The following is a 13,332-nucleotide window of genomic DNA, read 5'->3' on the forward strand; positions in this document are numbered from 1 at the left end:
GGATAAGTTTTCTTGCGGTCAGGAGAGCTACTCCTACTGTCCCGGACTTAATAAGGGGCAATTTTCTTGCGGGAGACGGCCCCGGATCAAGGCTAGGGCAGCGTGAGGATGGCAGCCTCTGCTATTCCGCCCGTTGTCATCCCATGGCTTGACCATGGGATCCAAACCGTTTCCTATTTGAACATGCAGAAGCGCTTTTGGGTTTACATCCTGACAACGCGCAAGGGCGGCACGCTCTATACAGGTGTGACGAACGATCTCCCCAGACGGCTTTTTGAACATACTTCCGGCACTGGGGCGCAATTTACCAAACGCTACTCAGTCAAACGGCTGATCTGGTACGAGGAACATGCTACCGCTCCTGAAGCCGTTGCCCGCGAAAAAGCGATCAAACGTTGGCCCCGGAAGTGGAAGATCGACCTGATCGAGGCCATGAATCCGGATTGGTTTGATCTCGGCAAGACGCTAAACATGTGAAGGGGGCACTTTCGACCTCACCGCTCACTCTGTCGTCATCCTCGGGCCTGACTCGAGGATCCATGCCGTGACGGTGCTGCTCGGAAAAGCCATCGATTGGGGTGAGGGAACGGTATGGATCCCATGGTCGAGCCATGGGATGACGGAGTGTGTGTTGATGGGCCGCGCCACTTGCTCCTCCGTTATCCCGCACGTGATCCGGGATCTTCCCGCTTCCAAAGCACTGGGGCACAGGCATAGCCATCGCTGCACGCACTGCCGTCATCCCGGACTTGATCTGGGATCCATACCAGAGCGTTTCCACGCGGTCAGCGGTGCTTGGAGAGAGGGAACGGCATGGATCCTCGGGTCATGCCCGAGGATGACGGCGTGGGTGGAAAGGTCTTGCCCTACGCTCTTCCGTCATTCCCGCCCATTTCCGCTTTGTGGGGCGGGGATGACCACTGGAGGCGCGAGCTACCGCCCCGGCCGCCCGCTCTTCTTCGGTCTCCCGCGGCGTTTTTTCTCGTCCGCCGGGTCTTCATAGGACCCCACCCCGATCTTGCCGCGGGGGGTATGGTGCGGGGCGTCTTCGGCCTGGATGATGGGCGCCGGTTTCTGCGGAACGGCTTTGCCCGACAGTGGCACTTCCGTGCGGCCGACGGTCATTTCGTCGAGCGTATTCTTGCGCACCTTACTCGATGCGCTCACGGGCGTCCGCGCTGACGCGCTGCCTTCCGCGGGGGCGCCCTGACCGGGCGACGGCCGGTCGGCCTTGCGGGCTGCGCCCGAACCCTTTTTCCCTGACACCCCGGAAGACGCAGCACTTCGCTCACGCGCTTGCATGGCCCGGTCTTTCGCCGTTTCCTTCTTCTTTCCGCTGGCGCCTTCCTTGGTGCCGCCGGCGCCGAATTTCTTGTCGCCCTGATAGCCGCCCGTCTTGGCATCGACATTGGATTGCCGGGCCATGGCGTCGTCGGCCACCGCCAGTTCGGTTTCCTGCAGGCGTTTGATTTCGTCGCGCAGGCGCGCGGCGGTCTCGAAGTCGAGATCGGCGGCGGCGTCGCGCATCTGTTTTTCCAGATCGGAAATATGCGCTGCCAGATTGTGGCCGACCAGCGAGCCTTCCTCGGCAAACCCGGCATCCACGGTCACGTGGTCCTGCTCGTAGACGCTCTGCATGATGTCGCCAATGGAGCGCTTGACGCTTTCCGGGGTGATGCCGTGCTCGGCATTGTAGGCCAGCTGCTTCTCGCGGCGCCGGTTGGTCTCCGCAATCGCCCGCTCCATGGAGCCGGTCATGTTGTCCGCATAGAGAATGACCTTGCCGTCCACATTCCGCGCCGCGCGGCCGATGGTCTGGATCAGCGAGGTTTCGGACCGCAGAAAACCTTCCTTGTCCGCATCGAGGATCGCGACCCGCGCGCATTCGGGAATGTCGAGGCCCTCGCGCAACAGGTTGATGCCGACCAGCACGTCGAACGCACCAAGGCGCAGATCCCGGATGATCTCGATCCGCTCCAGCGTGTCGATGTCGGAGTGCATGTAGCGCACGCGCACGCCGTTTTCGTGCAAATACTCGGTCAGATCCTCGGCCATGCGCTTGGTCAAGGTGGTGACCAGCGTCCGGTAGCCCTTGGCCGCCACTTCGCGCACCTCGCCCAGAAGATCGTCGACCTGGGAAGAGGCGGGGCGGATGTCGATCACCGGATCGACGAGACCGGTCGGACGGATGACCTGTTCGGCAAAGACCCCGCCGGCCTCTTCCATTTCCCACGAGCCCGGGGTGGCGGACACCGCGACGGACTGCGGCCGCATGGCGTTCCATTCCTCAAAGCGCAGCGGCCGGTTGTCCATGCAGGAGGGCAGGCGGAAACCGTATTCGGCCAGCGTTGCCTTGCGGCGGAAGTCGCCCCGGTACATGGCGCCGATCTGCGGAATGGTCACATGGCTCTCGTCGGCGAAGACGAGGGCGTTGTCCGGCAGATATTCGAACAGGGTGGGGGGAGGCTCGCCCGGCTTGCGGCCGGTGAGGTAGCGCGAGTAGTTCTCGATGCCCGCGCAGGAGCCGGTTGCCTCCAGCATTTCCAGATCGAACATGGTGCGCTGTTCCAGCCGCTGGGCTTCCAGCAGGCGGCCGTGGGCGTTCAGCTCTTCCAGACGGCCCTTCAGCTCGGTCTTGATCGACTTGATGGCCTGCTGCAGGGTGGGTTTCGGTGTCACATAGTGCGAGTTGGCGTAGATCTTTACCGACTTCATGTCGCCGGACTTCTGGCCGGTCAGGGGATCAAATTCGGTGATCTGCTCGATCTCGTCACCAAACAGGGAAATCCGCCAGGCGCGGTCCTCATAGTGCGCCGGGAACAGCTCGATCGTGTCGCCGCGCACCCGGAACGTGCCGCGCTGGAAGGCGGCGTCGTTGCGCTTGTACTGCAGGGCCACAAGATCGGCGATCAGCTGGCGCTGGTCGATGCGCTCGCCAACCTCGATGGCAAAGGTCATCGCCGTGTAGGTCTCGACCGAGCCGATGCCGTAGATGCACGAGACGGAAGCGACGATGATGACGTCGTCGCGTTCCAGCAGCGCGCGGGTGGCCGAGTGGCGCATCCGGTCGATCTGCTCGTTGACCGAGCTTTCCTTTTCGATATAGGTATCCGTGCGCGGGACGTAGGCCTCCGGCTGATAATAGTCGTAGTAGGAGACGAAATACTCGACCGCATTGTCCGGAAAGAAGCTCTTGAACTCGCCGTAAAGCTGGGCCGCCAGCGTCTTGTTCGGCGCCAGGATCAGCGCCGGGCGCTGGGTGCGCTGGATCACCTGCGCCATGGTGTAGGTCTTGCCCGAGCCGGTGACCCCGAGCAGCACCTGAGTCTGCTCGCCGGACGTGATGCCACCCACAAGTTCGGCAATGGCGGTTGGCTGGTCGCCCTTCGGCTCGTACTCGGAGGCCAGGTTGATTGGCACGCCACCTTCGGATTTTTCCGGCCGGTCCGGCCGGTGCGGCACCCACAGTTCGCCGTTCTTGTGCAGCGGATTGCCGCTTTCGATCAGGGCCGACAGGGCCTCGACCGTGGCGGTTGCGCCCTGCTTGCCGCCCAGCTCGCCATAGCGGCCATCGGCGGCGGATTTCTTTTTGTTGTCCTTCTTGTGCTGCTTGAGTTTGGCCTCCAGCTCCTCGGCCTCCTCCAGCGACATGTCCATCCCGGCGACGGGATTGAGACCTCCGGCGGCGCGTTCGCGCGCCGTGTCCGCCTTGCCCATACTGGTGCCACGGGCGGACTTTGTGGGCTTATCCTTTTTTGCGCTCGCGGCCCGACGCGCTTTAGCGCTGGCCTGCGCGGGCGCGTCCTGACCGGACGACGGCCCGTCGGCCTTGCCTTCGCTTGGCTCAGGATATGTCCCACGTGCCTTCGCGCCCTTCGGCGACAGCTTGGCCTTGCGGCCCTCCTCGACATTGGCGGCGACCGACCCGTCGCCTCCGGCCCGCTCGCGTTCCTTGGACGACGTCCGCGCCGTGCGTTTGGACGAGCCCGGCGCGCCCGGGGCCAGCTCTGCGAGTTTGGCCGGATCCTTTATTTTACTTTTGGATTGGGGCGCCGGCTTCTCCGCTTCCTCGGCAATCTCAGCGGCCCAATCGCTAATAGAGCTGGAGAGGGGCGCACCTGACAGAGGCTTCTGCGGCGCTTCGCCGAACCCGTCCGGCTGGGCCGGGCCGGGACCGGCGTCAGGATCGGCTTCTGAGAGATCTTGGGCGGATTTGGACGTCTTGCTGCTCATGCGGTGCAATATGGTCCGAGTCCGGGCCGGAGAAAACCCCACCGCATCCGCTTTGACGCCGGGAGCTGCACTTCTTGCCAGTCTCCTGACGACACGGTGTCAGGAGGGGCAGGCTCAAACGCCCTTGCCTTTCCAGTTTGCCGGTGTGCCACGGACATCGATATGCACGAATGTCCGGTAAAGGCCGATGCCCCCTGTAAAGACACCGCTGGAGCGGAGGTCGATCAGGATCTTCTGCCAGTCGCGCGGGGTGCCGCTGCTGCACATGATATCCGCCGCCTTGAAGGTGAGGTGCTGGCTGCTCTTGGCCGCGCCGGGCAGGGTCTTGTTATAGGCTTCACTGCGGTAAACATTGGTCAGTTTCACGGGCGCACCTGCTGCCTCGCGGAACGCCTGAAGTGCCTTGGCCAGTGGAATGACATTCGGCCAGAGCTTGGCGGGCGGATCGGTGTTCAGTCCAAACCCCGGCTTGGACGGATTGGCGTGAGACGCGCCTTTGACCAAGAACTCGTCCCACCGGAAATTGTGAACATCCGGCAGGTTCTCCTCGACGAACAGCTTGAACGCATGCTCGACCGGTGGTGGCGGCGCAGGTTCTGCCGGGATTGGGTTGATCACGGATGATCCGGATTCCTGCGGCTCGGCCTCACCGGCATCGACACCGGTCAGATCGTCCGCCTCGACCGCGCCTATTGCGACCAGTCCGCGCAGGAAAGCCGCCGCGCCGCACTGTTTGGACACAAGGTTGGGGTCGTAGACACCGTCGCTTGCATATTTGCCCTTCATGTACAGGGTGGTCAGCGACCAGAGATAGGGAGTCGGGACGCCTTTACTGCGGTATCCGAAGCCGTTGTATGCCTCCAGCCGGTACAGCGCCCGGGCGAGCGACCAATCCGTGCGTTTGTGGAAGTTTTTGAGTTTCATCGCATCCAGAGCGCTTTCCTCCCAGGTGAAGGGCGGACTTCCTGTTTTCGGATGTCCTGCGGGCACGCGCGTGGTTCTCGCCGTCAGCTTGTCGCCATTATGCATGTGGCGCTTGAAATTGCGCCCGGATTCCAGAAGGTGGATGGCCGCGATAAACCACCAGGGGACACCCAGCGCGGTGCCCACAGTCTCGTATCTGTGCTGATCTTCAACCGCCGACCGGCAAAGCCGCAAGACTTCATCTTCGGCGGACTGGCTGCGGAACCGGGCGCCAACGAACAGCCGCTTGTACTCGCCTTCCAGGTCGGCAAACTTGGTGGACCCGGACGGGTTGGGGGCGGTCACGACCGGGCCGTCGATACTGCCGCCGGTGGATGTGTCCGGCGGCGTTTCGGGCGTGGGTGTGACATCGGTTTCATCTTCGTTTGCCGCGTCCTCCGCCGTTTGTCCGGTCGCAGCGTCGATAACGACGGGAGGGGGCGGCGTGCCTTTTGCCGGCTCGGTGAAATCGGCTTGCAAGTCGCCCAACTTGTCCAGTATCTGGCCAATCCTTTTTCTCAGACTTGCGCCCGTCACGTTTGCGGTCGCCTGGGTGAGCCTGGCGGTGATCGTGTTGAACTTTGCCGTTCCGAGCCTGAAATTCTTGAGAGAGTTCTCGAAGGCCTCGTCCTTGATCGCAGCGGCGGCGTCCAGCACGCCCTGGCGCTCGGTGCCGGTCAGAGCCGGATCCGAGAGCTGAGAGACAAGATCCGCAAACAGGTCGTCGATATCCTGCGATAGATTTGACATAACACTCTCCCTGGCAAAGTGATGGCGCTTAAAACATCTTTGAACCCTAAAGCTGGCTGGCCTTTCTCACTTCGGACCAGAAGGCCTCTGCGGCGGCGCGGATCTCGATGGCCGTCCGTATGTTGGCCCTGACATCGGCCGTTGTCGGTGTGCCGTTTTTCAGTGAGACCAAGAGCTGGCGGAAGCTGGCCCGTGTCTGGTCAAGCAATTTGACATAGGCGGTCAGCTGGTCGTGAAAGGCGCCGATTTTGGCGTATTCCGCTCTGGCGGCCTTGTTGCCCGTCCCCCCGGCAAGTTCCACTTCCACCGCATATTTCCCCTGCGCGGACTGGTAGAGCCTGTACATGCCAGGCGTGTCGTCGATCAGTGCCTGAAGCATGTCTTCAACCAGAGCTTCGTTCGCAATCAAGGTTTCCCTTGCCTGCTGGGCGGAGACTGCCGCATCAAGCTGTTTCACCAGATTGCCGAGAAGTGCCGCGCTTTGACCGCCAACAAGGGCCGGCAGCGGGCCTGACGCGATCTGCCCGAGGATCAACAGATCCCCCGCAATGCCACTCAGTGTCACGATCCGTTCGGACAAGGCATCGCCGCGCTTGCCTTCCAGCAGGTCCACGATTGCGAGATTGTAGTTGGCGACCGCCGCCAGGGCGGTGCGTCTGGCAGCGATTGACGGGATATCCGCAACCTTGCCGCTGTTTCTGGCCACATCCGGATCAAAGCACGCCGGCGCCCGCGTGCCACGGACACAGTTTGAGCCGGCTGGAGCTTGCCCGGCGCGAATGACGGCGGCAGAGAGCTCGTCATACAGCAGATCGCCGGCCTTTTCCGCTTCGAGATAGGCCTCGCGGTAACTCGTCAATTCCTGTTCCGGGAAGGCGGTGCAGGCCGCAGCCAGAAGCAGGCACAGGCAAGATGTCAAAACCGCAACGCCGCTTCTATGTAAGAAGCGGCCTGAGCTTGCACTCATGGTCCCCAGCGCCCGCATGCCCCACCCTGATCCACGCTACGTCAGGCGTCCATAATTTGTTAGCCAGCTCGCCTTGTCAACGTGGTAGTATCAATTCGTATATACAATTATTAATTGAGTAAAGGTTGTGCTGGTTTCGCCATGTCTGGGTCCTCGTTTTGCCTGGGCGTGCCTGGGCCTTCGCGCTGATGCACCGCCAGGCGCCGGAATAGCCCGAATACGTCCTGTTGCGGACTTGCCAAGTGCAAGGTCCAAGGTGGGCGTGCGGGGGCAGGAAGGCTGGGGAAAGTTTTTTGTTCGTGTTATGTTCTTAGTGGTGTGATATAAAGTCGTCCAGTTCAATTTGCGGGATGGCATGAAGAATCAGCTTACATCATTGGAGTTATGCGCTGGCGGTGGCGGCCAGGCTCTCGGCCTTGAAATGGCTGGTTTCGATCATGCCGCATTATTTGAGAATGATAGGCATGCATGCGCCACGCTGCGTCTGAACCGCCCGGAATGGCGGGTGCATGAGCATGATCTTTTCGAGGATTTCGATTTTTCTCAATTCAGGGGCGTCGATCTTCTTGCGGGCGGTTTGCCATGCCCGCCGTTTTCTGTTGCAGGCAAGCAATTGGGTGAAAAGGATGAACGCAATCTTTTCACTCGCGGAGTAGAAATTGCGACAGTGGTCAAACCGAAAGCGATCATGTTTGAAAATGTCCGCGGCATGCTGGATCAGTCATTCGATGCTTACCGGGATTTCATCGAGCTTAAACTGCGCCGCTTGGGCTATCGGGTTTTCTGGAAATTGCTGCAAGCGTCTGATTTTGGCGTCCCTCAACTCCGTCCAAGAGTGGTTATGGTGGCGTTGCAGAGGGTCTATGTCGACCAGTTCGCTTGGCCTGATAAGGACGAATTGGTTGATGCGCCTACCGTCGGCGAAGAATTGTCTGACTTAATGGCGGCAAATGGCTGGGCAGGTGCGGCGGACTGGGCACGGCAGGCCGATAAGATTGCACCCACCGTTGTTGGCGGCTCTAAAAAACATGGTGGTCCTGACCTTGGTCCAACCCGTGCGCGCAAAGCCTGGGCTGAACTTGGCGTTGAAGGGCGCACAATTGCGGAAGAAGCGCCGGGGGCGGAGCACGATGGTATGCCGCGGCTGACAGTCCGGATGGTTGCCCGTCTGCAAGGCTTTCCAGATAGCTGGATGTTTTCAGGCAAGAAGACCAACTCGTACCGGCAGGTCGGAAACGCGTTTCCGCCACCGGTTGCAGCGGCCGTGGGGCGGAAGATTGCGCAGGCGCTGGGACAGCCGGTCGTCATCCGAGAAGCAGCTGAATGATCCACAGCGCTGCTAAAGTTGATAAGGCTAAGCTAGACTCCATTGCTGCAGAGCTTTTCAGACTTGTAGGCGGCAAAGAAGTCTTTGTTGCCCGCTTTCCTGAGATTATCTCCGATGCCGTTGATTTCGTGATCGATCCGATAAGGACCGCTCGGACAAGAGTTTCTGAGTTGGACAATGTTGAGAAAACCTTCATAGGTTTGAAAGTCGAGCACTTCTTACGGGACTTCATTGGAGTGCCAAAAGGACTCCGAGACTTGCGGCTTGCTGATGAAGATGTCGATGTAAAGAACACGGTACGCAACAATTGGATGATACCGCCGGAGACCTTCCGCAATTCTGAACCCTGCATTTTGGTCATGGTAGCGACCGATGAGCGCCTTTGTTCTCTAGGAATAATTATTGCCAGAGAGGAATATCTCAACAAACCAAACAGGGATGGCAAGCGGAGTATCCGCAAGCAGTCCTTTGAGAACATTTGTTGGATTTTCAAAGACAAGCCCTTGCCGGAGAGCCGCTACGAGGGCCTTGACATGCTGCGTTTCCGTGAGCTCCGTAGCTTAAAAGGTGGCAGCAAGCGAGCCGCAGAATTCTTCCGGGAAAATCTAAAGAAGCCTGTTCACCGCAGCGTTCTGCAAGCACTTTTGTTCGATCAGAAGGACTATATGAAACGCGTTCGCGGGAATGGCGGCGCCCGTGATATTTTGTTGCTTGAGAAGACTGTTATCCTGTCAGGCTATTATCACGCCGCACTTATTGAAGCATTTGATCTTCCAAGATGCGAGCGGGACGAGTTTGTTTCGCATGTTTGTTCTGCGAAAGAATGGGAGCAGGTTTTGTCTAGCGAATATTAGGAATGCTTGATGGACAAACTGACCCCCGAGCGCCGCTCCAAGAACATGGCGGCGATCCGCTCCAAAGGCATGAAGCCGGAGATGGTGGTGCGGAGGCTGGTTCATTCGATGGGATTCCGGTACCGCCTTCACCGGAAAGACTTGCCAGGGAAACCTGATCTGGTTTTTGGGCCCCGGAAGAAAGCCATTTTAGTCCATGGCTGTTTTTGGCATCAGCATCCCGATCCAGATTGCAAGGACGGCCGGATGCCGAAATCACGGTTGGACTATTGGGGCCCCAAACTGGAGCGGAACCGGCTGCGGGACCTGGAAAATATACAGTCTCTAAACAAGCTTGGCTGGTCAGTGCTTGTTGTCTGGGAATGCGAAACCCGGAATTTGGCAGGTCTGAAACTCCGTCTCGCAAGCTTCCTGAAGCCAGAATAGCGCCAAAAAAGCCCCCTAAGCCGCTGCCACATCCTCCAGGAACCGGTCGATGCGGTGGGTGAGGCTTTGCAGTTCGGTGGTGGCCTCATCTGCGATGGCCTCGACGCGCTGGGCCGACTGGCTGGTTTCGCTTGAGCCCCTGGACAAATCGTCAATCGTGCTGGACACGCTGGCGGTCTGCTCGGCCGCCTGGGAAACGCCTGCGGAAATCTCGGAGGTTGCTCCGGACTGCTGATCAACCGAGGCGGCCATGGCGGCGGCCGTCTCGTTCACCTCTTCCACCATGGTCAGGATCCCGTTGATGGCGTCCACCGCTGCCGCCGTTGACTGCTGAATGGCAGCCACCTGGCTGGAGATCTCGTCTGTTGCCTTGGCGGTCTGGCCCGCCAGCGACTTGACCTCGGAGGCAACAACGGCAAAGCCCTTGCCGGCGTCACCGGCCCGGGCCGCCTCGATGGTCGCGTTGAGCGCCAGAAGATTGGTCTGTTCGGCAATGTCCTGAATCAGCTGCACCACGGCACCGATCTGATCCGCCGCAGCCGATAAACCCTGGATCTGGTCGTTGGACGTCCGAGTGGCCCCGGTCACCTGCTCCACGCGGGTCAGGGTTGCGCCCACCTGCCGGCCAACCTCCTGCACGGAGGCGGAGAGTTCTTCCGTAGCCGCGGCAATGGTCTGGACATTGCCGTTTGTCTGGCTGGAGGCCTGACTGACATTCTGGCTCTTGGTGGTGGTTGACGAGGCTATTTCCGTCAACTGTTCCGCGGTTTCATCCAGCTGTTTCATGTGCCCGTTGACGGTGTTGAGGGCCGTTTGAATGTCCTGCCGGAAGGCGCTCACCAGACCGTCCACGGTTTCCTGGCGGGCGCGGATGCTGTCCTCGCGTTCCCGGCTCGCCGCCTCCAGCTGGACCCGGTCCACCTCCCGGTCGCGGAAGGTGCCGACCGCGCGCGCCATATCCCCCAGTTCATCGCCGCGCCGGTCCGCGTTCAGATGAATGTCCGTAATGCCGGCCTTGAGCTCCAGCATCGCGCCCGTCAGCGCTCTGAGGGGCCGTGTGATCGCGGTCGTGAGGCCCGCCACGATGGCGAGGCCCAGGGCGAGGGCGATGCCAAGAGCGATGATGATCTGTGTTTGCGCCGTTGTGCCCAGATCAACGGCTGTCTGGTTGGCCTGCCGGCTGATGGTGCCGGTTTTGGCGGCCATTCCGGCGGCGGCCGCCGAAAAGGCAGACTGGCCGGCCGCGCGGGCCTGCGTTGCCGCGACCACCTCGTCAAACCGGGCGGCCAGCACCGGCAAGGCCTGCGTCCCGGCATCTGTCAGATCCTTCAGCGGTCCGTTCAGCACATCCTGAAAGGCCGCGTCGCTGGTGGTTGCCGCTTCCTCGACGCGTACCTGCTCCAGTTCCTCCAGCTGGGCGGTTGCTTCGGCCATATAGGTGTTGAAGCTGCCGGCGGTCCCGTCTGCCGGGCTGTTCAGGTAATCCGCATAGGCGCTGCGGATCCCCAGGATGGTGCGGGCAATGCTCTGGGTGTCTCCGGACAAAACGGCGATGCGCGCGGTGGCCCGGTCGAAGTCCCTGAGTTCAGCGGTCAGGGCCTCAATGGGGGCTTCCGCATTTGCGGCAATCCGGGAAGAGAGCGCCGTGATTTCGCTGATTGCGGGCTGGAACGTGTCCGGCCATGCACCGGCCGCCGCAGGCGTCCATTCCTTGAGATGCGCCTTGATCAGTTTCTGAAGGTCCTTGATCTTCCGGCCGAGCATCTTCACGTCATTCTTGATGGCGTCCGTCTTGACGCTGCGCCGGACAGCCTTGGCATCCTTGCCCAGTTGCTTGACGTTCTTGATCAGTGCGTCCGCGCGCGCCTCGTCCGGAGCAGCGGCAAAGGCTTCCGTGTCCTTCTCAATCGCAATCGTTGCGATCTGCATGGCGCTGATGCGCGGGGGCACCTTGGCCAGCTTGCTCATCTTGCCTTCATTGGTGAGGGTCAGCGCCGCACGGTAGGCCTTCAGCGCCTGATACTCCTCAAAAGCCCGGTTTGAAGACGCGACAAGGGCAAGCGTGAGCTTATCAAGCTCGCTCACCGCCGCATCCCGCGTCCGGCGAAGCCCGGCCAGGGTCTCAAAACCGCCTTCCAGTTCGGAAACAGCGGCGTCTAGGTCAGAAGCGGCCTCCGGCTGATACGCGGAGAGCGCGTCGGTCTTGGCCGCCAAAGTGGCGATGTCGGCGCGCACCGCCGCAGCGTCGTCCGCGCTGCCGCTTTGCCGGAAGTTGAGCACATTCAGCTGAAGTTGCGGAATGGCTCCCAGAAGCTCATTGGCGGCTTTCGCCGTTGTGGCCGACTTTTGCACGGTCATTGCGGCAAATAGACCGCTCGCCCCGACACCCGCCGTACACAAAAGCATGATGGCAAACCCGGCACGCAATTGCGTCTTGATCGGCCAGTTGAAGAGGGATCGGGAGACTTTTTCAGCCGGTGCCGTGTCCGTTGCGATGCGCTTATTTTTACCGAAAGAAAGCTGTGGCAACTTCATGGACCTGGCTCCGCTTGACGTGCAATTGAGTAAATCTACAAGTCAAATTTTAATAAGATCCAAAATAACCTAGGGAATGCTTGGCATTTTACGACGTTTTCCCAAGGGCAATGCCTCCTGCGGCAGGGCGCAGCTGATTACGCTCCCAATTTTACCTGGTGCAAATGGGAGCTGTTGAAGGTGGTTGCCAGCCATCAAGCGCGCGGGATCCTGAAGCCGGCAAGGCGCAGACACTGCCGGCTTTGACCGTCAGGGCAGGGCCGTTTGGTCTTGTGTCACCGTCTCCAGGGCAGACCTTTTTACCCGTTCATGCAGGCGCAAACGCCGACCTTTTCCCTGGCGGAATAACAGTCTGTTTAGAAAGATGCTCTTTTTTGATTGAGTGATCAATCAATAAAAGCTATTACTCTGGCCAACAAGAACTGAACTTCCTCCCTCGCCCGGGGCGTCCCACCGCCCCGGGCTTTTCTTTTTTAAAGCCAGATGCAAACGGTTCTTCGTCCAATGATGGCTTGCGGCAGGGCAACCGGAGCCATGCCCATCTGGGGTTTTCACAGGATATGAGCTGATGGCCAGCTGAGGAATGGCCCGCCTAGTTTGCCGGTACCTGTCCGCCGGCATGGGACAGTTCATTTTGGCTTTCAGCAGCAAGACTGTCCGCCTGCAGGGCCTCGAGTGCTGTCTGCAATCGGGCGATGACGGATGTGCTGGTCAGCGGATGGCAACCAAGCGACAGATCCACTGTCTGGACCGTAAAGACGTTCCGTACAGACACTCCGGCCTGTTCTGCAAGATAGGGGGACGACAGCAGGCCGCCGAGCCATAACTTGATCCGCCCGGCCTTCAGCATGCCGGGATTCAGATCGTCGCGCTCAACGGGTACGAGATTGCCATGTCCGGCAGATTTCGCCTCTAATGTGCTCGTCCAGCCGCGAACCGCTCCGGTGCGGTATTGAAATGCGTCAGAATGCTGTTTGATGCGTATGGTGGATTCTTCAAGCGCGAAATAGGCAATCCCGTCGATTTGAAGAGGCCCGACCCACCTGAAGTTTGGAGCTCGGATCTCTGTCCTCCACAACGCCATGAAACAATTGTTTGGGTATGTTTCAACCGCCATGAGGCCACGATTGAACGGTCGCAGATGAAACTCGATAGGAATGCCTGCCAATGCAGCAGCCTCCTTAAGTTGTTCGGTGACAAAACCGCCTAAATGGCCTGTGTCTTCCATGTAGTAAAAAGGGGGATAGTCTTCAGTGTAGATCTTGAGACTGTGCAAG

Annotated in this window: 9 protein-coding genes; 4 read left to right on the forward strand and 5 right to left on the reverse strand. The window is 60.0% G+C overall.

Features of this window, described 5'->3' with window-relative positions:
* Nucleotides 1-108: 108 nt before the first annotated feature.
* A complete protein-coding gene (locus tag E1180_RS00705; RefSeq protein ID WP_341873536.1) occupies nt 109-477 on the forward strand; it encodes a GIY-YIG nuclease family protein in 369 nt (122 codons plus the stop codon).
* 456 nt (nt 478-933) lie between these two features.
* Here E1180_RS00705 and uvrB read toward each other — a convergent pair whose 3' ends face one another.
* The 3 genes from uvrB to E1180_RS00720 all read right to left on the reverse strand — a co-directional run bounded on the left by uvrB (nt 934) and on the right by E1180_RS00720 (nt 6,913).
* Nucleotides 934-4,233: an excinuclease ABC subunit UvrB gene (gene uvrB, locus E1180_RS00710; RefSeq protein WP_208996769.1), complete on the reverse strand. Its 3,300-nt coding sequence runs from the start codon at nt 4,231-4,233 to the stop codon at nt 934-936.
* 114 nt (nt 4,234-4,347) lie between these two features.
* The gene (locus E1180_RS00715) at nt 4,348-5,946 is read right to left on the reverse strand and encodes a D-Ala-D-Ala carboxypeptidase family metallohydrolase (protein WP_155189167.1); all 1,599 of its coding nucleotides are present in this window, start codon (nt 5,944-5,946) and stop codon (nt 4,348-4,350) included.
* Between the two features lie 46 nt (nt 5,947-5,992).
* The gene (locus tag E1180_RS00720) at nt 5,993-6,913 is read right to left on the reverse strand and encodes a hypothetical protein (RefSeq protein WP_155189168.1); all 921 of its coding nucleotides are present in this window, start codon (nt 6,911-6,913) and stop codon (nt 5,993-5,995) included.
* Nucleotides 6,914-7,268: 355 nt separating this feature from the next.
* On the opposite strand from E1180_RS00720, the gene E1180_RS00725 reads away from it, so the two are divergent.
* From E1180_RS00725 to E1180_RS00735, 3 genes are read left to right on the forward strand one after another with little or no spacing between them, the layout of a single operon-like run.
* Nucleotides 7,269-8,240: a DNA cytosine methyltransferase gene (locus tag E1180_RS00725; RefSeq protein ID WP_155189169.1), complete on the forward strand. Its 972-nt coding sequence runs from the start codon at nt 7,269-7,271 to the stop codon at nt 8,238-8,240.
* Nucleotides 8,237-9,094 (forward strand): NaeI family type II restriction endonuclease, encoded by an 858-nt coding sequence (locus E1180_RS00730; protein WP_155189170.1) that lies wholly within the window; start codon nt 8,237-8,239, stop codon nt 9,092-9,094. Before E1180_RS00725 ends, E1180_RS00730 begins: the two co-directional genes overlap by 4 nt.
* A 9-nt stretch (nt 9,095-9,103) precedes the next feature.
* Nucleotides 9,104-9,520: a very short patch repair endonuclease gene (locus E1180_RS00735; protein WP_155189171.1), complete on the forward strand. Its 417-nt coding sequence runs from the start codon at nt 9,104-9,106 to the stop codon at nt 9,518-9,520.
* Between the two features lie 15 nt (nt 9,521-9,535).
* Here the strand turns inward: E1180_RS00735 and E1180_RS00740 are convergent, their stop codons facing one another.
* On the reverse strand, nt 9,536-12,055 hold the full coding sequence (locus tag E1180_RS00740) for a methyl-accepting chemotaxis protein (RefSeq protein ID WP_155189172.1): 2,520 nt from the start codon (nt 12,053-12,055) through the stop codon (nt 9,536-9,538).
* A gap of 592 nt (nt 12,056-12,647) precedes the next feature.
* A partial coding sequence (locus E1180_RS00745; RefSeq protein WP_196220486.1) for a substrate-binding periplasmic protein occupies nt 12,648-13,332 on the reverse strand: 685 nt, incomplete at its 5' end.

This window comes from Roseibium denhamense, from assembly GCF_009711415.1.
Lineage (GTDB): Bacteria > Pseudomonadota > Alphaproteobacteria > Rhizobiales > Stappiaceae > Roseibium > Roseibium denhamense.

Coding starts and splice junctions, on each gene's coding strand:
- uvrB (WP_208996769.1), bottom strand. CDS start 4,233: ATGAGCAGCAAGACGTCCAAATCCGCCCAAGATCTCTCAGAAGCCGAT.
- E1180_RS00720 (WP_155189168.1), bottom strand. CDS start 6,913: ATGAGTGCAAGCTCAGGCCGCTTCTTACATAGAAGCGGCGTTGCGGTT.
- E1180_RS00740 (WP_155189172.1), bottom strand. CDS start 12,055: ATGAAGTTGCCACAGCTTTCTTTCGGTAAAAATAAGCGCATCGCAACG.
- E1180_RS00715 (WP_155189167.1), bottom strand. CDS start 5,946: ATGTCAAATCTATCGCAGGATATCGACGACCTGTTTGCGGATCTTGTC.
- E1180_RS00730 (WP_155189170.1), top strand. CDS start 8,237: ATGATCCACAGCGCTGCTAAAGTTGATAAGGCTAAGCTAGACTCCATT.
- E1180_RS00705 (WP_341873536.1), top strand. CDS start 109: ATGGCAGCCTCTGCTATTCCGCCCGTTGTCATCCCATGGCTTGACCAT.
- E1180_RS00735 (WP_155189171.1), top strand. CDS start 9,104: ATGGACAAACTGACCCCCGAGCGCCGCTCCAAGAACATGGCGGCGATC.
- E1180_RS00725 (WP_155189169.1), top strand. CDS start 7,269: ATGAAGAATCAGCTTACATCATTGGAGTTATGCGCTGGCGGTGGCGGC.